Genomic DNA, 17,782 nt, shown 5'->3' with positions numbered 1-17,782 from the left:
CCCCCGCGAAAGGCCGCCCATGCGCATCCTGGTGATCAATCCCAACACCACCGAGGCCGTGACCGAGCGCGTCGCCGCGCATGTCCGCCGGATCGCGGGGGCCGCCGCCACGATCGTGCCGGCGACCGGCCGCTTCGGGGCCCGCTACATCGCCAGCCGGAGCGCCGCGGCGATCGCCGGCCACGCCGCGCTCGACGCCTTCGCCGAGCACGGGGCCGGATGCGATGCGGTCTACCTCGCCTGCTTCGGCGATCCCGGCCTGCTGGCGCTGCGCGAGATCGCCCCCGTCCCGGTCGTCGGCATGGCCGAGGCCGCCTGCCGCGAGGCGGCCGCAGCCGGGCGCTTCGCCATCGTCACCGGGGGGACGGCGTGGCGGCCGATGCTGAGCGAGTTCGTCGCGCTCCTCGACCTGTCGGACCGGCTCGCCGGTCTCCGCACGACGACCGCCACCGGCGGCGAGATCCACCGCGACCCGGACGCGGCCCTGGCCGACCTGATCGCCGCCTGCCGCGCCTGCGCCGACGAGGACGGGGCCGATACGGTGATCCTCAGCGGCGCCGGCCTGGCGGGCCTCGCCGAGCGCATCCAGCCCGCGGTTCCGGTACGGGTCCTGTGCTCGGTGGAGGCCGGCACCCGCGCGGTCCTCGCCGCCGCGGCCCGACCCGGCCCCACGCCGCCCGACCGCCCGGCGATCGACAGCGCCGGCCTGTCCCCGGCCCTGGCGCAGCTCCTGGCCGGCGCGTAGGGGGGGCGCCGCGCGCGCCTCGGCCTTGCCTCGGTGCCGCGGCATGCCGTACCACGCGGGCGCGGGCGGTTAGCTCAGTTGGTAGAGCGTCTCCTTTACACGGAGAGGGTCGGGGGTTCGAGTCCCTCACCGCCCACCAATACTTACAATGACTTAGGCCGGATTACCGAGATTTCCGGGCGATTCTTCCCTAGAAATTCCCCAACAACGCGCAAAATCGCATTGCACCATGGCTGAACCACCTGTGCGCGGCCGGGCCCTGGAAGCCCTTAGGGCCGCGGCGATGCACCCGCTCGGCCTCCGACTCTCCGCCCACCCAAAATCAATGCAGAGCCTTGTTGTGCTCGGATACATCGACGTCCGGCCGGCGCAGTACCCCGGACGCCGGCGGGACGAGCAGGCCTGGTTCCTCAGTGACAGCGGACACGAGCTGCTGAAAGTGCTTGGCCCGGGATAGGCCGGCGGCTGTCAGCCACGTTGCGCCACCACGCCCAGGCCCCTATCCCCGCCGGCCTACATCCGGCGAGACCTATGGCATCACCTGCACCGATTCGACCCACGGCCTCTGACGTCCAGACGTGGCGCGATGCTCTCGATGCCATGAAGCCCACGGTGCCGCCGTGTCCCGGGCTCTCGGCGCTGCGTTGGCAGGAGATGCGCGAGGCGGCGATCGACTTCCTCGATCGGTTCGGCGAGGAGGTCGTCGCCCATGGCTGGACGGCTACGGACCTGTTCGGCCTGCACCCGACCGTCGGCGTCGTCCGCGTCGACTACTGCGGCGGCCTGATGATCAACGCGCGCCGGGTCGAGGCGATCGGCGACACCTGGATCCGGTATGGGAATCAGACCTTCCGGCGGGACCGGCCGGGGCGGCCTGTGGGCGTGCCGGTCTGGGCGTTCGGGCGGTAGGGGACGGGTACGAAAAAGCCCGCCGCGGCTGGTGCCGGGCGGGCGTTGGTTACGTCCGGACTGTGCTACGCAGCGATCTTATAGTTCGACGGATCCGAACCGTCGATTCGGATAGGCGCCGTTTCAGCGCTAGGCACGCACCATCCAGACAGTTCGCGCACACCGGCATCCCTAGGGAGATCGAGAGCCTCGATAGCCTCCAGCCGGATGATGGCCTCAGCATTGTTGTCGAGCTCGATCTCGCTCCGCTCCCAGCGGCTCACGGTTAAGGGCTCGCGGTGGACGATGCCAGCGAGTTCTGCCTGAGTGAGGCCCATCTCCGTGCGCAGGAATCGGAGCTCCAGCCCCGTGATCGCCGACTTCTTCGTCACGATGCCATGTGCGATAGCCTTGTGCAGGCCATTGATGTTGGGGATCGTGACGCATTCCTCACCGGCATCGTCGTGCACGAGGGTGGCGCCCTCGATCATGACGTTGGTGAGACCGCTCTCCGTGTAGCGATACGCGTTCATAATTGCCCTCGATATTTCAGCATTCTGCGGGAGCCTGAAACTCCCAAAGGGAGCATCTCGCTCCCATAGGCTTTAGGATTCGTCGACGTACATCACCGTCACCAGCTTCATCTCGCAGTTGTTGATATCGGGGATAGCCACGACGCGAACGGCGCGACTGCCAGAGTTGGGGGATCGGCTCTCGATGCGGTACTTATAGTACCTTAACCGCGTCGATTCCTCGGGCGCCTCGTACACGAAGCCGTGCTTCAGTACGTATAGGACGTCACCGGTCGTGAGATCGCGTTCAGCCATCCGCTCACGGATATGCCTCGTATAGGTAAGGGGAAGACGCTCATCTCGGGCGAGCTTCCGTATCTCGATCGTCGCCTCAGGGGGTTTCCACGGTTGGTCGGATGCCATCGCTCGGCCCCTCGGCTGCAAAAGCACTTATCACCGTGATAAGTTCCTGACCAGAGATAATGGCGAAGTCTGGGCGGACAAGTCCTGCCCGTGGTCCGACGGCCACATAGAAAACCACGGCGCGGGTCTCTTTCGTGGGGCCAGGGCGTCTCAGTCGCTATTAAGAGGTAGGTCGCCGCTTCGCCCGCGCCATCACTCGGAACACTCCCCTCCAACGCAGAGAAGGCGCCCGAGCCGAAGCCCGGGCGCCGAGGGTGTGAAGCTGGGTGTGAAGCGGCGGGTCAGGTCGCGATGTGGGCCGCCGCCATGATGACCTTCACCAGCAGGCCAACGGCGCCGAGGAGTACCGCCGAGGTGAGGCCCCAACCGATCTTCCGCAGGCCGGCGACCTCCACCTTCACCTCGCCGACGGACTTCTCGATCTTCCGTTCGATCTCCTCGCGCGACATGAACGACGCGATGTCCTTCTGGTAGGCGACGCCATCCAGGCGGCGGCTGATCGCTTCAAGCTTCTCGTCCATGCGGGTCACCTGCGCTCGCGTTTCGTCGATCTGGTCGCCGTTGGCCTCGCTTCGGGCGAGAAGCTGCCCGAGCAGGGCTGCGATGTGGCGGTCCTGCATGGAGCCCTCGTGCGCCGCCCGTTCGAGCAGGCCTTCGCCGAGCCCCGGTGGGATGGGCGGTTGAATCGCGGCGCCGAGCTCGGAGCCGATGTGCTCTAGCGCCGAGCGGCGCAGGGCGGCGGGATCGTGGCGGCGCGAGCGACGTGCCCGCTTCGGTTCGGCGGTGTCGGACATCGTGCAGCCCCAGAGGAGGCGCGCCGGTGTTCCGGTCGCGCGGTGATCCCTCCCCCTCCTGCGGGGGAGGGTAAGGCGGTCTCAGGCCTTGAGCAGGCGCGCCGCGCCCGCGCGGGCGAGGGTCGTCAACGGCGAGGAGATGAAGAACGCGGTGAGGATCGTCGCCTCGATCGGCACGTACTCCGTCGGCAGCGGGGTGATCGGCCAGCCGAGGTCGAAGGTGTGCGACAGGCACGTCGCGCCGAAGTGGATCGCTGGCGGGATGCCGATGCCGTAGATCAGCGCCTTGAACGCCGGCGCGATGGCGGCGCGGGCCTGGTTCGCGGCCATCTCGGCCTGAATGACCGAGACCGCCACGTCCTTCTGGGCGTTCTGCCCGTTCTGCATCGTCTTCAGGATCGGCCCGAGCACGCTGTCGCCGAGCACCTTGATGATGCCCGAGCCGAAGAACGCGGCAATCTTGCCGATGGGGTTGAGCAGCCAATCCATCAGCGGGGGCCTCCGTCCGGACCATCACCCGGGCGCGGACCCATTGGGCGGGCGGCATCGCGGATGCTCTTCAGGACCGGCGGCAGGACGAGGCGCGCGAGGGTGAGGCCGGCGCCGATCCGAGCCCCGTAGCCCTCGCAGCCCGCCGGCAGGACCAGTGTCCAGTCGAAGCCAACGAGCGCGTTCAGGATGTCCGGCAGCGAGAACAGGACGGCGAGCAGGTAGATCCGCACGCCGACCAGTCGCGCGTTGATGCGCTGAAGCATGTTCATGTGGTCAGACCTTCCGGGCCAGGGCGTTGTGGATGCCGGCGAAGAGCACGTTGAGCAGTCCGCGCGTCGCGCCGCCGGTGGCTTGGGCCCCGGAACGAAGAAGCCCGCCGGTGAGGGCGGGCTGGGGCAGGGCAGGAGCCTTCGGAGCGGGGCTGGCCGCCCGGGGCGGCGCAGCGAGGGGCGGCGGCCCGGCCCCGAGCGCGCCAGGCATCCGCGCGGCAGTGAGCGGCATTCCGCCGGCGACTAGCGCCGCCTCGAACCGCTCCGCGTACCCGGCGATCGCCGCCGCCTTGTCCGTCCCGTTCACGGTCCGGCGGGCCCCGACGTAGTCGCAGCGGTCGCCCGCGATGAAGTCTTCGAGCGCCCGGCCGGTGAAGTCGCCCTTGATCGACACGCCCCGGGTGACGCCCTCGATCAGGATCCAGGCCGACACGTCAGGGTCGAGCGCGAGGTCCGGGTTGCCGGCGAGGTCGAGGCCGAGCAGCTTGCCCATCGCCACGTAGTTCGCCTCGAACGTCAGCTGCACGTCGCCGCGCCCGTAGAACGAGAGGCCGCGGGCGTTCGGCAGAGCGTAGTTCCGGCTGATCTTGCCCGCCGCGAACAGGGCGGCCACCGCCCGGCGCGCGGCCGCGTCCGACGTCGCGAACCCCTCGCGCACTGGCATCATCCGACGGCCGGTCTCATGGAACGAGGTCGCGAGGATGTAGGCGAGGTGACGCCGGTCCAGCAGCAGCGCGTGCAGCAGGAAGGCGTCGAGAAGGCGGCCGATGCCATCCACCTGCGACTGCGTCATCGACCCGAACAGCGGGCGGATCGCGGCGAAGAACAGCGCGCGGTCCAGGCGCGCGAACGCCCCCGCGTCGGTGGACGAGGCCATGGTAATCTCCACGGTGAGTAAGGGTCAGCGGCGCCCGGCTATGCTAGGCAGCAGCTCGGATTACGAAGGAGGGACGAGCACGATGTCGAGCGACGCGACGCAGACGAAACCATGGCTTACGGCCGAAGAGATCGCGCTGGCCTGCGAGTGCCAGCCCGAGCAGGTCGAGGCCCTGGCTCGGCAGAACCACTGGCCGCGCGTGCACGGCGAGAACGGTGCGAGGTACGGGGTCGAGATGAATGTCGTTCGCCGAGCGCTCGCGGGCACACCGGCGACGGTTCATGGCAGCATCCCGCCAGCCTAACGATCAGCCGCGGGCTGGCGGGCAGATGCGGGTCGGGATGCCCTCGACATCGACGGCCGCGCAGACCGGCCGGTGACGCGCGGCCATAGCGGGAGAGGCCAGCGCGCAGATGAGCGCGAGGGCCGTGAAGATGCGGGGCATCAAGGGACGACCTTCAAGGCATTCCCATTCGCGCTATCCCTCCAAAGCGCACCGGACGGCAGACCGATCGCTGAAGTGGGCAGGCCGCTCGCGTAGATACCCCCACCATCCACCTTGAAGCGCTCCGCCCCCGCAACGTTGAACGAGTGCGCGCCGCCGGACTGTACGCTATAGGCCAAGGGCTGGCCGTTCACGAAGTTGGTGAGATAGGCGGTGCCGGCCGAATTCATTTCGAACCGAAGGACGTTGCTGCCGTTCTGCACGTCGAACTTGTTGGCCGCGACAGCTGCAGCCTGACTGATTGGCGTGTAGCCGAGCGCTCCCAGGACATAAGAACTGCCGTTGTCGAGGATCTGAAGCCCGGTCTGGCTCACGATCGACGGCCCAGGTGCACCGGACTGCGGTGCGATGTTCGGCATAATCATCAGGTTCGCACTACCGGCGGTTGCCGTGATTCCGTTGCCGCGATAGACGAAGGTTCCGCCCAAGAACGTATTGCGCGTCACAAAAGCGCTATCGATGAGAACTGATTTGGTGGTTTCTTCGACATCTGTCTGTACGAAGGTGTTCGCGTAGGAATACCCGCCAGTAAGGTGAAGGCCGACAGCGGAGTGCCCCGGAGCCAAGCTGAGGTTTGAGAACTGCGTCTGCCGGATCTGGATGGAGGCGAGGCCATTCGTCGGGGACGATCCATTCGCGGCGGCCTTGATCGAGCTCCAGTAGATCGAGTTCAGCTGCAGTACGACGGCGTTGGTGCCGGTGCTGCTGTTGTTGGCGACGATGTCGATGGTCGCCGCGTTGATCTGATCGCTGAAGTCCGCGTTACCGATCGCCACGGCGACGCCGTTCACGTTGGCCTCGAACCGCATGCCGGTGATGATCGGATAGAAGGCTAGGGCCGTCCCGCCCGCGCTGGGACTGCGAAACTGTACAGCTGGCGAAGCGGTCGTGGTCGTGACGAACAGCGCGTCGTCACCCCGGATACAGTACCGGATCGCGCCTGCTGGAATGCGAAAATCGATTTGGGAAGCGAACACGTAGCGCCCGCCCGGGACGTACCCGCACTTGCCGGTAGTGCTGATGGCGGCCAACCAAGATGCCAGGGCCGTGTCGTTGAAAGATCCGTCCGTCTTGGCGCCGTAGTCGAGAAAGTTGAGCTGATCCCGTGCGCGCGTCTCTATCGGTCGGCCGAGCACGCTCATCCCGTCGAGCGGTCCGGTCGAACCCGGGGATTGGATGATGAGCTTATCGACGCGCGGTGTGTTGTACGTCGGCGAGACGTACTTCGTCGCATCGAAGGCAACGGCTGGCGCCGCGGCCAGGATAGCCGCAGCGAGCGCGAGGTAGCGAGCGAAGAAGCGCATCAGGTGTTCGTCCCCGTGATCTGAAGGGTGTAGCCGCCGGCCGCATCGCCAGTTTTCCAAGGGCGCCCCGGTCCAAGGCCGTCCGGCGCGTTCGGAAGCGTGAGGACCCAGGAACGAAAGGCCACGTCGAAGGCGGACAGGCTGAGGCCGGCCAGGATGTCGCTAAGCCAGATGTCCCGGTCGGCGTCGTAGGTCGCGCGCAGGAAATGCCCGGCGGCGATGCCGCCAACGATCAGGGCATTCCCGTCTCGGTCGGCCCACGGCTTCGGGCCAGTCCCATCGACATTCAGTGTCGCGAGGTCGGTGTTCGTCGCATGGACCTTGAAGAGTAGGCTCAGACCCGGTCGAAGCGCCGTTACGCCCGAAGCCGTGACGGCGACGTAAGCGTTGCCGACTCCCTTGGTGGTGATCGCGCCGCCCTGATCGTCAGCGTAGGCACGCGTACCCGACATGAGGCCGCGGATCAGGTCGGGGTAGGAACGCGCTGAGGCCCCGTCGACAGCTGGTATCGTCGGGTCGACGAAAGCATTAGCGAGCCGGTCGAGGGCCCAGGACAGAACGCCCATGTGGAAGGTCTCCGAGGATTGAGGGCGTCAGGCCTTGATCGCCCAAACGATCACGGCGGCCGGCGGCATGTTCGTGTGTGCGGCACCGGAACCGGCGGCATCGATGGCAAGACCATGCGTGTGGTCGGCGACCGCATTGATGCCGTGCACGTGGTTGCCGTCAGGGCCGATGATGTGCGCGTGATCGCCCACGCCATTCACGGTGATCGCGTGAGCATGCAGACCGCCGATATTGGTCGTATAGGTGTGGGTATGCGCTCCAGCCGGATCGCTCACGCCGGTGCCATTGCGTGTCCCGGTGGGCGACAGGTCTGTGACAACCCGGTTCGTGGAGCCCGATCCGGCCACGCTGATGACGTAGCCCTCCTGGTGGGCATGATCACCGGCGCTATCCGTGGTCCCGCTATGGGCGTGGCTCCCCTGCGCATCGGTTGAGGCCGAATGCGTATGGGTGCCGGCCGCCCCGGTGTTGCCACCGTGGCTGTGCGTCCCTGCGGATGCGGTCGCCCCGCCGTGATCGTGGCCACCGGCAGCCGCCACCGACCCGGTGTGCGTGTGGCTCGCGAGCTGCGCGGCGGACAACGTGACGGCCTCGACACCGCCATACGACCCGACCGCCGCGCCGACGCCGCCCACGCCGCTGAGAACGCCACCGCTGGGATCGGCACCGAACAGGGCTCGACCGCGAAGGTTCGGAACGTTGAACGTCGTGGCGCCGTCGCCAGCGCCCCAGGTTAAGCCGATCGCGGCCAGGAGCGCGGCGTAGGACGTGCGAGAGACGGCAGATCCGTCACAGACGAGCCAGCCCGGGGGCACGGCGCCAACCGCCGCGAAGGCTTCGATCGCGCCGGCCGATCGGATCATCGGGGATACGACCGTGAAGGCGCCCGTGCCGGGATGCCAGCGCAGCCGATAGACGCTGCCGACCTGGATATCACCAGGCCCGAGTTCGGCCCCGCCGTGACGGCGCAGCGGCTTTGCCCCGGCGCCATCGGGATTGAAGGTGGAAGGGCCGGAATTCACCGCATCGGGCGTAAAGGCGACCTCGAAGGCGTTTGCGTAATCGGCCGCCTCGAACACCTGGTTCGTCGCAACGGCGTAGGTATTCGAGGCGCCGCCCGTCGCGGACAGGATACCGGAGTTGTCGTCCCGCCAGCAGGCGAGCGCCGCCATCACCGCGCGAGCGCTGTTGTTGACCGTCTTGGCCGGCTGGCCCTCGATCCAGAGGATCGGCGGCGCCGCGACATCGTTCGATGCCGCGTCGGTCGAGAAATCCTTCAGACCCGTCATGGCGGCTCCTGGCAGCGCGCACGGGTCCGGCTCCGATGACGCGGGCGCGTCCGGATCGGGTCGAGCGGCGATAGGGGTGGATCAGCGCGCGCGGGCGCCGGGGAGCATGGCGAAGAACCGCGACGCGTCGAACGCTTGAGCCGCCGGTCGGCGCGGCTGGAGCATCGGCGGCGCAGACGGTGCGGCGGCCGATTGCGCGACCGGCGAGGCCGCTGCCTGCCCGCCGCCGTTCAGCGCCTTCAGCAGGCCGGCGACGTCGACGCTGTCGTCCTTCGCGGGCGCCTGCATCGTGGCGCCCGCGGCCGGGGTGACGGAGTCGGCGGTGCCGGTGGCGACTGGGCCGGCGAGGCCGAAGGCGCCCGTGGCGGCGGACGTCCCAGCAGAGGCGGGCATCGACGGCGTAAAATCGCCGCCGAGGAAGGCCGCGGCCTTCGCTTCGTGCCCGGCCATCTGCCCGTTGACCTTGTCGGCGACGGTCCCGGGCGCGCCACCGTTGCCGGCGTCGCTCGCGTTGTAGAGGCCGGGGCGGCCGGCGTTGATGGTCGAATAGAGGTCGAGGCGGCCCATCCCGGGCTTGAAGCCGCGGTCAGTTAGGTACGCTTCGACCGCTGGCAGCTGCTCCTCGAAGCTCTGGTCCTGGCTCGCGCCATAGGCCTTCTGCTCGGACGGGCCGAACTGGATCAAGCCGATATGCCGGTTGCCGGCGCCGCCCCGAATGCTCGGGTCGAGCTTGCCGCCGGTCTCGTAGGACATGACCGTCGCGTAATCGAGCGGGTTGGCGCCGATGCGCTGGGCCGACGCGATGAGCGCCGCGGCGCGAGGATCTGCGGCCATGCGGTACTCCGGAAACGCGAAAGGCCGCCCATCTCGGAGCGGCCTTGTCTGCCGGCGCGCAGGGCGCCTGACGGTGGCTTATTCGGGCGGATTGCCCGCGGGGTCAAGGGTGTTGGACGGTACGCTGGCAAGCGACCGACGTGGTAGGCTGGTGGCATGCTGAAGTTCTACACCGCCGCCGACCTTGATCCTGATCTGGCATCTCTGCTCGGACGCGCCAGCCAGGCGGCGAGCTTCCTCGAGGATGCAATCGAAAGCACGCTCGTCAGGCTGCTGCCGATGACGATGGCAATGGGCTCGGTCATCTTCGCATCCAACAGCGTGAGCCGAAACCTCACCATTCTCGAGGGGCTACTGAACCTGCCCGAGGTCGCAATCGACCCGCATTGGCGCGAACAAATACGGGGCTACGTCAACGAAGCTCGGTCGCTACTTGGCGACCGCAATGAGCTACTTCACGGCCGGATCATTGATCAGGAGCCGGGAGCGCGACGCTATGTACTGATCCAGCACAAAGCGGACGGGCGAGGTGATCGCTCTTCGATGACGCCGCTTGATCTAGAGTATGTCGCGAAACGCATCAGTCGGATGCAGGAGATCGGGGCAATGATGTCATCCGTCCCTCACGCAGAATACGATCTGAGCAAGTGGGCGAAAGGCTTCCGGGAGTACCCGACCAAGCCGAGTCCCACAGCTCCGAAGCCAGATCGCAAGCGTCGGCCGGATCGAAGCTGAAGCGCGTGTTGTCGATCCACCCCGCGTAGCGCGAGCGGAACCACGCCTCGATCTCCGGGGTAGCCCGATCAATGAAGTCCTGCTTCGTCATCCCGTGATCCTACCCCAATCGAAGATCGGCGTGTAGGATGTCCAGCATGCCCCGCTGGCTCTCCGTCCCCGTCACGCTCGTCCTGTTCACCGCCGCGGTCATCATCGCGGCCACAGTGGGCGCGCTGTCCAACCGCTGGGAAGCGGTCAACTTCTCGAAGAACTCGATGGGATGGGACAGCTTCTATCTCATCGACCGGCTGACTGGCAGCATGCAGACGTGCACCATCCCGAACGGAGGTGATGCGAATGGTAATCTCCGAGCCATCTGCACTAAGGTGCTGTGATGCACCGCGTCGTTGCCTTCGCCCTGTTCACCGCCATCATGCTGGCAGTCGGCTGGGTGCTGAAGCTTGTCGTGCCGGGGTTCAATCGTTGGCTGACCGAATCCGTCGGTGAGGGCGGCTCGATTGCCTTCATCGTGGCGATATTCGTCATTGCGGCCGTAGTCGGCTACTGGCCCCGCGACGAAGTCGGCCGGATGCGCCCCCTTCTACCGCGCCGCCGCTGACTGGTTCACCACCGGCCGCTGGCCATCGTTCGCAAGCCGTAGCAGCCGCGCCGTGAACAGCTCGGCGTTCTTCGAGCCGGGCGGCGACTTCGAGAGCGCGCGCAGGTCCGGCAGCGCCTTCGGATCGTAGATCAGGCGCGCCACCGCTTCGCCGTTCCCCATCATCCGGGCGTGGGTCATCGCATCGCTGATGCCGTGCTTCAGGCCGACCACGCCGCCGCCGAGCGCCCCGCTGAAGCCGCCGACGGAAGCGCCCGCCGCCGCACCGGACGCAGCACTGGTGATCGCCTGCCCGACGGGGGTGTTGCCGCTGGCGAGCTGCTTCTGAATCGCCTGATTGAACGCGGTGTCCGAGCCCTTCTGCGGCCGGTAGCCGGTCGCCTCGAGGGTCGTCAGCAGTCGGTCGACCGCAGCCGCGCGCATCTCGCCGTCGGGCAGGACGCGCAGGACCGCTTCTAGGTTATGGCGCTGCTGTGGGTTGCCCCGCACCGCCGAGGCGAAGCCCGCGCCACCGTACTGCGCCGCGATGCCCTTCACCTGCTGGGTCGATTCGTTGAACAGCGTCTCGAGGTAGATCCGCGTCAGGTCGCGGGCGGCCGCCGGGTTGTTGCGCGCCACCGCCGTCATCGCAGCGGCGATCTCATGGTGGTTCGCGCCCTGTGGCACCTGCGGGAATAGCACGTTGACGGCGCGGCGGACGTCGTCGGTCTGGGCGAGCTGACCGAGCGGGCTCTTCTCGACGCGGGCGAGCCCGTCGCGGGCGCGCACCACGTCATCGAGGCGGTGGTAGACGTCCGGCATCTCCGTCAGCACGTCGACGTGCTCGCGCAGCGCCTGGTTCAGGGCGTCCGGATTGATGGTGCCGCGCCGGTCGGTCGCCGCGTCCAGGATGCGGGTTGCGACGTGGCCCTCGTAGGCCTGGCGCGCGGCTGGGGTTGCATTCGCCAGGAACTCGCGTGCAGCCGAGGCACCCCGCAGGTGGGTCGGTACCTGCTCGGTCGGCGTGGCCATCCGGCCGGTGGTCGGATCGCGCTGGACCACGCGCCCGAGCGGCGTGTTGCCGGTGAAGGGTTCCAGGGGACGGCTGTTGGCAGCGAAGTTCGCGTCGGCGGTCGCGACTTCTGGAACGGCCTTCAGCTGCCGGTCGAGGGCCTGCCGGGGGATCGTGAGGTCGCGGACCTTGGTATTGTCGCCGACCTCCTGCGCCTGCCGGATCGCGAAGTCGTTGCGCTCGCGGGCGTGCAGCAGGCCCTCGACGCTCATGTCGGGCTGACCGTCCGCGCCGATCAGGTCGCGTCGGACGTTGCCGAGCGCCCCCCGCACGTCGCCCTTGGCAGTGCGGGCCTGCCCGGCGACCGCATCGAGCGCCGGCATCGGGTTAACCTGCCCGAACCGGACATCCGGGATCTCCTCGGTGATCGTGGGCGTCTTCACGTAGGGCTCGAGCGGCCCCTTCATCTTGCCGATGACCGCCTCGTAGGCCTCCACCGGATCGGCACCGCCGTCGCGCATCAGCGTGCCGAGCACGCGGTCGCGGATGTCGGGATGCACGCTCGCCGGATCGACACCGACGCGCGTCAGGTCCTCGTTCAGGCGGCTCTCGGCGAGATCGCGCGCGTGGCTGAAGTCGTCGGCGATCTGCCCAGCCTTGAGCCGCTCGCCGAGCGGCGCCCGCTCTTGCCCGATCGGATACGACGGCACGCCGCGGCGCTCGTTCGTGAGCTTGCGCATCAGCTCGCCGCGGATGTCGCGCGCCATGCCGCCGTCGGCGTCGGGGCGCAGATACCCGGCCTCCATCAGCTTCACGCGCCAGAACGCGTCGAGCGGCTTGCCGCCCTCGCGCGCCACCGTGCCAGCGCCGGGGATGTTGAAGCGGTGGAAGTCCTGGCTCTTGAGGTCGCTCGTGAGGTCGAGGCCGCCGTTGCGCGCGATGAAGCGAGCGAGGCTTTCGCCCTGCGCATCGGCTTCGGTCGGCGCCCCACGAAGCGGCGCCGGGTCGGCCGGGCGCGGGGCATCCGCTTCGAACTGCGGCCGGCTGTAGGCCGGCTGGGTCACGATCGGCTCGCCGGGGCGCTCGACCGTGATGGTGCGCTCGATGCCGGCATTCTCCGGCGCGGCGCGCGCGGCGGCATAGTCGCGGTCGGCCTGCAGCGACCGGACGGCCTCGCGCGCGTCGGCGACGTTGCGCATCTCCGGCTGGATCGTGCGGCCGGCCTGGTCCGGCGTGACGCGTGGCCCGACCGCGGCGCGGGCCTGGTCCAAGGCCACGCCCTCGGGGGTCTGCCGAACGCCGGCGCGCGCCGCGGACTGGACGTCGAGCCCGACGGCCGACGGCGCGACGTTCTCCGGCGCGATCTGGTCGAACAGGGCGCGGGACACGTTGTCGATCGACGCGGGCCGGCCGGCATAGACCTCGGACGCGATCCGGCCGCCCTCGCCACCGGAGTTCGCCGCGACGCGGGCGAGCTGCGAAACGCGCCCGGCGCGGCCGTCGGTGGCGCGGTTCAGGGCCTCGTCGAGAGGGATTTCGACGCCGCCGCCGGGAAGAGCGTGCGAGGTATCGCGGATCGCCTGCGCCGAGGCGAGTTCTGATTCGGATATCCCATGCGTCGCCTCCCTCAGGAGGTGCATCCCGGGATCACCGCCCCGCATCGCGGTGACAGCCTTGCCGACGAGGCGCCCAGCGATGGGACCGGCCGCGCCAAGGCCCGCGCCAATCAGGGCGCCATCCTTGGTCGCAGCCAGGTCGCCATCGTTCCGGACGGCCGCATCGGCACCGCCCAGTACGCCCCCGCTAAGAAGCGAGGCGCCCGTGCGAGCTGCCAGCCCGCCGGCGCCCGCCCCGAACGCGGCAGGCGCCGCGGCGACTAGCGGCAGCGTGCCGACGACACCGCCCGCCAGCTGGCCCGCCATGTCGGCGATCGGGTGCTCCGCCGCCGTGGCGCGTCCGAAATTCTCGACGTTGCGCAGCTCGTCGCTGTACTTCGTGTCGTGCTGGAGCGCGCGCACGCCGGCGACGGCCTTGTTCACGCCCGCCGTCAGGTACGGGCCGACCACCGGAACGCCGTCGATGATCCCGCGCCCGACAGCAGCCGCGCCGTCGCCGGCCACGCCGGAGGAGGGCGCGTCCGTGAAGCTGGCGTGCAGCTTCATCAGGTCGGCGTCCGACATCTTGGACAGATCGGCCGTCGGCGCCGCGCCGGGCGCCTGCTTCGGCTCCGGCGTCGCGTGGTAGAGCCGCATCAGCTCTTCGTCGGAGAGTTTCGACAGGTCGCTCAACGCATCATCCCCCGGCGACGCAGTTCGGTCTCGACGGCGGACCGGTCAGGGGCCGCCGGCTTGTACTGGTAGATCTCGGGCTGCTCGACCTTGAAGAAGCCCGCACGCTGGGCCGTTTCCGGCGTCGCGAACCGGTCGACGCTGGCGTTGTGGTGCTCGATCGTCTTCTTCGCGAGGATCTCCTGCGCCTCGATGCCGGCCCGCAGCGCCGCCTCGACGCTGGAGCGGTCGCCCGACGAGATCGTCTTGCCGAGCTGCAGGTCCATGTTGGTGGTGTGGCCGGACTGCGAGATCGCCTTGGCGAGCTCGGCGCTCTTCTGGGTCGCGGCCTGATCGAAGAGCTGCGACTGCGTCACGTAGCTGTCCGGGATGCCGAGGATCTGCGCCGTGATCGCCCGGGCCTTGGTGCGCCAGTCCGCGCCCGCGCCCGAGACGATCCCGTTGTCGAGCGCTTCCTTCTGCCGGTTGATCGCCGCGATGGTGCCGACGGCGCCCTCGGCCTTCGCCCGGCTCTCGGTGATCGCCTTCACTGCGGCGCCGTCGAGCTCGGCGTTCGCCTTCTGCGGCAACTGGTTCGTGCCCTGCGTCAGGGAAACGTGCGGCGCGCCCTTCTCGTCGTAGTAGCCCGGCGTGCCGGCAGGCGTGTTCGGCGGCGCCTGGACGACCTGCCCATCCGGGCCCGGTGCGCCCCAGATCCGCGTGCCGCCGGTCGCCGGGGCGACGGTGGTGACCGCAGCGGCGTTCGGCTCGCCGATCTGGCTTTTGTTCACCGCAGCGATCGAGCCGTCGGGGCGCGTCACGATCTGCACATCGTCCTTCGATCCCGCCGCCGTACCCTCGGCCTGCGCCTGCGCGCGAGCCTTTACGATGGCAGGATCGTTCTCGCGCCCGTGGTTGGGGTCGCGCAGGATCTTGAGCGCCTCGGTGACCTGGCCGCCGTTCGAGCCGGCCGCGATCGCCTCGGCGTCGGACAGGTTCGGGAAGGCGCGCTTGATGATCGCCGCGTTGCCGCCGAGCGCGGCCGTCTCCTGCGCGATCTTGCGCTGCTTCAGGGCGAGGTCGGCTTTCGCGAGATCCGTGACGGCCCGGTCCTTCCCGGCCTTCTGCATATTGTCGAAGCCGGCCGCCGCTCCGGCGCCGAAGCCGTGCTTGCTCATCAGGCCAGACCCGAAGGCCATCATCTGATCGCCGACCCCGGCGTCGCCGAGGCGGCCGAGGATCGTGCCGATACCGGGACCTTCCTTCTCAGGTACCGCCGGCGCGCCGGTGGATGCCTGACCCTGCGCGGGGACGGCGCCGACGGCGGGCATGTCCGCCTGCGACGGCACGCCGAGGCCGAGTGGGCGCTGCGGCGGCAGCGGCACCATCATCGGCACCGGCGCGTCGTCCGCTTCGGGAGCGGGCGCGCGGGCGGCGACGCGCGAGGCCGGCGCAGGTGCGGAGCGCGGCGCGACAGGATCGGGGAAGCTGAACGACGGCGGCAGGCCGGTGAGGCTTTGCGGGGCGGGCGCCAGCCGAGCCGGCGCATTCTCCAGCGACGGGGCCGGCGCGCTGGCAGCGGCGGCCGCCTGCTCGCCCGGGCGCAGCGCGGACGGATCACCGGCCGGCGCCGTCACGCGGACGGCCGGCGGGATCACGAACCCGTCGGGGCCGTGCTGCGTCAGAAACGAGACCGGGGCCGCATCCTCGGCCGGCATGTCGGCGCGCGGGTCGGCACCCTGCTGGCGCATCAGCCGCGCGATGTCCTCGGGCGACAGGCTGAAGCCGAACGGGGCGGGGCCAGCGGACATAGGCGGGGTTCCTTGGGAGGGGGCGGCCTGCGCGTCGGAGCGGGCGGCGAGCGCGGCGGCGCCGACGCCGGCCCCCGACGGGCCGCCGGAGTAGAGGAGCTGGTCGGGCGCGTAGAACGAGCGGACCCGGCCCGGCGTCAAGGCGACGACCTGGTCGCCGCCGTTGCTCTCGCTCAGGCCGCGCAGGACCGCGGTGTCGAGACCCTGTTCGCGAGCGCGCTGGATCGCCGCCGAGGTCGCGCCGTAGCCCCATTGCACCTGCGGGACCTCGGTCGCCGGGTAGCCGAGTTCGGCGAGCTGCGCGTTCAGATCGCGGGCGCCCTGGAACTCGTCGAGCATCCGGGCATGGCGCTCGTCGAAAACCGAGCCGGCGCGTGCGACCACGTCGGGGTCAGCGCCGTTGCTCTTCGCGTCCTGGATGAACGCGTCTCGCGCCCGTGCGACGAAGGTCGGGTCGTTCTCGAACAGGGCCGGGAGGTCGAAGACGTCGGTCTTGCCCGGATCGACGGTCGTGCGGATCACGCGGGGACCGGCTGTATCCGGGCCGGACGACGAGCGCGCCGAGGCGTAATGGTTGGCCTCCCCTGCGGCCGGCGACAGGAACACGGCGCCGGTCTCGCCCTCGGGCGTGTGCGGACGCGAGGATGCCGCGAGGTGCGGGTCGAAGCGCGCGAAATCCTCCGGCGCCGCGGTGCCGTGGAACAGGTCCCACGACTTCGCCGTCGGGTCGACGCGGGCGATCGGCCGGGCGATCGGCTCGGCATCCTTCATGCCGGCGGCCAGCCCTGCCTCAAGCGCCGCGAACGGGTCGTCTTTGCTACGGGCACCTAGGGACATCTGGGGACCATCGCCACCCATCCGCACGATCTGGTCCGCGTCGGCGACGTCTTGGGTAAGCCACGGCGGCCGGGCACTGCGCTGCTCGGGCGTCATGTTCATGCGGGTCTGCACGTTGCGGGCTTCGACCTCTCCGGCCGTGCGGTGGTACTGATCCCACGCCCAATTGCGGTGCGCGTCGGCGAAGGTCTGCCCGGCACTCGCAGGAGCGCCGGCCGCCTCCCAATCCGTCGCGGTGAAGCTTTTCGGGTTGGCGCCTCGTGCGAAGCCCTCTTGCCCTTGGATCGCGTGCTGCAGCTCATGCAGGGCGATGCCGTGCTGATCCCTGACCGTCGGCCCCTGCGCGTGGATCACGCCGTCTTGCGCCTCGTAGCCCCCGCTCGCGACCGGGGCCTCGCGGATGCTCTGCTGGGTCCGGTTCCACAGTCCGGGATATGCATCCGCGAGGTCGTCGTGGTGCAACTGACCATAGCCGGGCGGCGCATTCTTTGGCGTGCCGACTGTCGAAAGGTCGTCGGGAATTTCGAACCGCCAGTGCTTGTCCGCCCCCTGAAACCATCCGGTCTGATCCCAGATGGTCTGCCGATCAGCGCCGGCCCCCGCGAGGCTGTGTGCTTTCGACAGGGCGGCATGGTCGGCCGTCTCGGCGTTCCAACCGCCGAACATCCGCAGCGCGCCCTTCGGCACCCCGAACGGCAGCGAACCCGTCATGGCGGTGCCGGCGAGGTCGGCGACCCGCCGCCCCTCGTCCGCGCTCATCCTCGTGGGCTGGGTCTGGACGTCGCCGCGCCAGGCATCGCGGGGCAGCGTGAGAGCTGACGCGATGCTCTGCGGGGCGTCGGCGATCAGCCCCGGCACCGCCGGCGTCAGCCGCCCGTCGTCGTCCCGCCCGATCGGCAGGACCGCCGATCGCTGGACCACCTCTCCGGTCGGCACCGACGTGACGACGGGGTTGCCGGTCTCGGGATCGATCACCGACCGGCGCAGGCCCGAAAGCGCGCCGGGCGGCAGGAAGCCGAAGGGGGCGGGAGAGGATGCCAC

The 17,782-nt window shown here is 69.2% G+C and carries 18 protein-coding genes and 1 tRNA gene; 7 read left to right on the top strand and 12 right to left on the bottom strand.

All coding sequences use genetic code 11. From position 1 onward, the window contains the following. Nucleotides 1-19: 19 nt before the first annotated feature. The 3 genes from ACFZ8E_RS25235 to ACFZ8E_RS25225 all read left to right on the top strand — a co-directional run bounded on the left by ACFZ8E_RS25235 (nt 20) and on the right by ACFZ8E_RS25225 (nt 1,654). Complete coding sequence (locus ACFZ8E_RS25235; protein WP_243950676.1) at nt 20-745, top strand: aspartate/glutamate racemase family protein; 726 nt, start codon at nt 20-22, stop codon at nt 743-745. A 63-nt stretch (nt 746-808) separates the two neighbouring features. Then, a tRNA-Val gene (locus ACFZ8E_RS25230) sits at nt 809-884 on the top strand. Between the two features lie 461 nt (nt 885-1,345). Further along, nucleotides 1,346-1,654: a hypothetical protein gene (locus ACFZ8E_RS25225; protein WP_405044181.1), complete on the top strand. Its 309-nt coding sequence runs from the start codon at nt 1,346-1,348 to the stop codon at nt 1,652-1,654. Between the two features lie 65 nt (nt 1,655-1,719). Here ACFZ8E_RS25225 and ACFZ8E_RS25220 read toward each other — a convergent pair whose 3' ends face one another. From ACFZ8E_RS25220 to ACFZ8E_RS25195, 6 genes are all read right to left on the bottom strand, one after another. Next, complete coding sequence (locus ACFZ8E_RS25220) at nt 1,720-2,166, bottom strand: transcriptional regulator (RefSeq protein WP_405044180.1); 447 nt, start codon at nt 2,164-2,166, stop codon at nt 1,720-1,722. 72 nt (nt 2,167-2,238) lie between these two features. Then, on the bottom strand, nt 2,239-2,568 hold the full coding sequence (locus ACFZ8E_RS25215) for a DUF4258 domain-containing protein (RefSeq protein WP_405044179.1): 330 nt from the start codon (nt 2,566-2,568) through the stop codon (nt 2,239-2,241). A 281-nt stretch (nt 2,569-2,849) separates the two neighbouring features. After that, nucleotides 2,850-3,362: a hypothetical protein gene (locus ACFZ8E_RS25210; protein ID WP_405044178.1), complete on the bottom strand. Its 513-nt coding sequence runs from the start codon at nt 3,360-3,362 to the stop codon at nt 2,850-2,852. Between the two features lie 81 nt (nt 3,363-3,443). After that, nucleotides 3,444-3,851, bottom strand: a complete 408-nt coding sequence (locus tag ACFZ8E_RS25205) for a hypothetical protein (protein ID WP_243949690.1) — start codon at nt 3,849-3,851, stop codon at nt 3,444-3,446. Then, entirely contained in the window at nt 3,851-4,123 is a 273-nt protein-coding gene (locus ACFZ8E_RS25200) for a hypothetical protein (protein ID WP_405044177.1), read from the bottom strand. The genes ACFZ8E_RS25205 and ACFZ8E_RS25200 overlap by 1 nt, the downstream gene beginning before the upstream one ends. A 4-nt stretch (nt 4,124-4,127) precedes the next feature. After that, a complete protein-coding gene (locus ACFZ8E_RS25195) occupies nt 4,128-5,000 on the bottom strand; it encodes a glycoside hydrolase family 19 protein (RefSeq protein WP_405044176.1) in 873 nt (290 codons plus the stop codon). A gap of 82 nt (nt 5,001-5,082) precedes the next feature. Between ACFZ8E_RS25195 and ACFZ8E_RS25190 the strand changes: the two genes are divergently transcribed. After that, on the top strand, nt 5,083-5,304 hold the full coding sequence (locus tag ACFZ8E_RS25190; RefSeq protein ID WP_405044175.1) for a hypothetical protein: 222 nt from the start codon (nt 5,083-5,085) through the stop codon (nt 5,302-5,304). A 140-nt stretch (nt 5,305-5,444) separates the two neighbouring features. Here ACFZ8E_RS25190 and ACFZ8E_RS25185 read toward each other — a convergent pair whose 3' ends face one another. The 4 genes from ACFZ8E_RS25185 to ACFZ8E_RS25170 form a co-directional block, all read right to left on the bottom strand. Further along, nucleotides 5,445-6,809, bottom strand: a complete 1,365-nt coding sequence (locus ACFZ8E_RS25185; protein ID WP_405044174.1) for a hypothetical protein — start codon at nt 6,807-6,809, stop codon at nt 5,445-5,447. After that, nucleotides 6,809-7,375: a hypothetical protein gene (locus ACFZ8E_RS25180; protein WP_405044173.1), complete on the bottom strand. Its 567-nt coding sequence runs from the start codon at nt 7,373-7,375 to the stop codon at nt 6,809-6,811. The genes ACFZ8E_RS25185 and ACFZ8E_RS25180 overlap by 1 nt, the downstream gene beginning before the upstream one ends. Nucleotides 7,376-7,402: 27 nt before the next feature. Then, complete coding sequence (locus ACFZ8E_RS25175) at nt 7,403-8,665, bottom strand: tail fiber protein (protein WP_405044172.1); 1,263 nt, start codon at nt 8,663-8,665, stop codon at nt 7,403-7,405. Nucleotides 8,666-8,746: 81 nt separating this feature from the next. Further along, nucleotides 8,747-9,499, bottom strand: coding sequence for a hypothetical protein (locus ACFZ8E_RS25170; RefSeq protein WP_405044171.1), 753 nt, complete (start codon nt 9,497-9,499; stop codon nt 8,747-8,749). A gap of 156 nt (nt 9,500-9,655) precedes the next feature. On the opposite strand from ACFZ8E_RS25170, the gene ACFZ8E_RS25165 reads away from it, so the two are divergent. The 3 genes from ACFZ8E_RS25165 to ACFZ8E_RS25155 all read left to right on the top strand — a co-directional run bounded on the left by ACFZ8E_RS25165 (nt 9,656) and on the right by ACFZ8E_RS25155 (nt 10,835). Beyond that, a complete protein-coding gene (locus ACFZ8E_RS25165; protein WP_405044170.1) occupies nt 9,656-10,234 on the top strand; it encodes a hypothetical protein in 579 nt (192 codons plus the stop codon). Between the two features lie 137 nt (nt 10,235-10,371). Continuing rightward, nucleotides 10,372-10,611 carry a hypothetical protein gene (locus ACFZ8E_RS25160; RefSeq protein WP_405044169.1) on the top strand — a complete coding sequence of 80 codons (240 nt, stop codon included), beginning with the start codon at nt 10,372-10,374 and terminating at the stop codon, nt 10,609-10,611. Then, a complete protein-coding gene (locus ACFZ8E_RS25155; protein ID WP_405044168.1) occupies nt 10,611-10,835 on the top strand; it encodes a hypothetical protein in 225 nt (74 codons plus the stop codon). The genes ACFZ8E_RS25160 and ACFZ8E_RS25155 overlap by 1 nt, the downstream gene beginning before the upstream one ends. On the opposite strand, the gene ACFZ8E_RS25150 is transcribed toward ACFZ8E_RS25155, so the two are convergent. Together ACFZ8E_RS25150 and ACFZ8E_RS25145 are read right to left on the bottom strand one after the other, a co-directional pair. After that, nucleotides 10,818-14,114 (bottom strand): hypothetical protein, encoded by a 3,297-nt coding sequence (locus ACFZ8E_RS25150; protein WP_405044167.1) that lies wholly within the window; start codon nt 14,112-14,114, stop codon nt 10,818-10,820. The two genes, ACFZ8E_RS25155 and ACFZ8E_RS25150, sit on opposite strands and share 18 nt — an antisense overlap. Continuing rightward, nucleotides 14,111-17,782, bottom strand: a complete 3,672-nt coding sequence (locus tag ACFZ8E_RS25145) for an LPD23 domain-containing protein (protein WP_405044166.1) — start codon at nt 17,780-17,782, stop codon at nt 14,111-14,113. Before ACFZ8E_RS25145 ends, ACFZ8E_RS25150 begins: the two co-directional genes overlap by 4 nt.

Source organism: Methylobacterium sp. HMF5984 (genome assembly GCF_045033435.1).
Classification (GTDB): Bacteria; Pseudomonadota; Alphaproteobacteria; order Rhizobiales; family Beijerinckiaceae; genus Methylobacterium.
This window is presented reverse-complemented; position numbering and strand designations above follow the sequence as displayed.

Excerpts from the sequence above, each read along its gene's own strand:
- ACFZ8E_RS25155 (WP_405044168.1), top strand. The coding sequence starts at position 10,611 with ATGCACCGCGTCGTTGCCTTCGCCCTGTTCACCGCCATCATGCTGGCA.
- ACFZ8E_RS25175 (WP_405044172.1), bottom strand. The coding sequence starts at position 8,665 with ATGACGGGTCTGAAGGATTTCTCGACCGACGCGGCATCGAACGATGTC.
- ACFZ8E_RS25210 (WP_405044178.1), bottom strand. The coding sequence starts at position 3,362 with ATGTCCGACACCGCCGAACCGAAGCGGGCACGTCGCTCGCGCCGCCAC.
- ACFZ8E_RS25195 (WP_405044176.1), bottom strand. The coding sequence starts at position 5,000 with ATGGCCTCGTCCACCGACGCGGGGGCGTTCGCGCGCCTGGACCGCGCG.
- ACFZ8E_RS25190 (WP_405044175.1), top strand. The coding sequence starts at position 5,083 with ATGTCGAGCGACGCGACGCAGACGAAACCATGGCTTACGGCCGAAGAG.
- ACFZ8E_RS25165 (WP_405044170.1), top strand. The coding sequence starts at position 9,656 with ATGCTGAAGTTCTACACCGCCGCCGACCTTGATCCTGATCTGGCATCT.
- ACFZ8E_RS25215 (WP_405044179.1), bottom strand. The coding sequence starts at position 2,568 with ATGGCATCCGACCAACCGTGGAAACCCCCTGAGGCGACGATCGAGATA.
- ACFZ8E_RS25205 (WP_243949690.1), bottom strand. The coding sequence starts at position 3,851 with ATGGATTGGCTGCTCAACCCCATCGGCAAGATTGCCGCGTTCTTCGGC.
- ACFZ8E_RS25235 (WP_243950676.1), top strand. The coding sequence starts at position 20 with ATGCGCATCCTGGTGATCAATCCCAACACCACCGAGGCCGTGACCGAG.
- ACFZ8E_RS25170 (WP_405044171.1), bottom strand. The coding sequence starts at position 9,499 with ATGGCCGCAGATCCTCGCGCCGCGGCGCTCATCGCGTCGGCCCAGCGC.
- ACFZ8E_RS25185 (WP_405044174.1), bottom strand. The coding sequence starts at position 6,809 with ATGCGCTTCTTCGCTCGCTACCTCGCGCTCGCTGCGGCTATCCTGGCC.
- ACFZ8E_RS25220 (WP_405044180.1), bottom strand. The coding sequence starts at position 2,166 with ATGAACGCGTATCGCTACACGGAGAGCGGTCTCACCAACGTCATGATC.
- ACFZ8E_RS25180 (WP_405044173.1), bottom strand. The coding sequence starts at position 7,375 with ATGGGCGTTCTGTCCTGGGCCCTCGACCGGCTCGCTAATGCTTTCGTC.
- ACFZ8E_RS25225 (WP_405044181.1), top strand. The coding sequence starts at position 1,346 with ATGAAGCCCACGGTGCCGCCGTGTCCCGGGCTCTCGGCGCTGCGTTGG.
- ACFZ8E_RS25200 (WP_405044177.1), bottom strand. The coding sequence starts at position 4,123 with ATGAACATGCTTCAGCGCATCAACGCGCGACTGGTCGGCGTGCGGATC.
- ACFZ8E_RS25160 (WP_405044169.1), top strand. The coding sequence starts at position 10,372 with ATGCCCCGCTGGCTCTCCGTCCCCGTCACGCTCGTCCTGTTCACCGCC.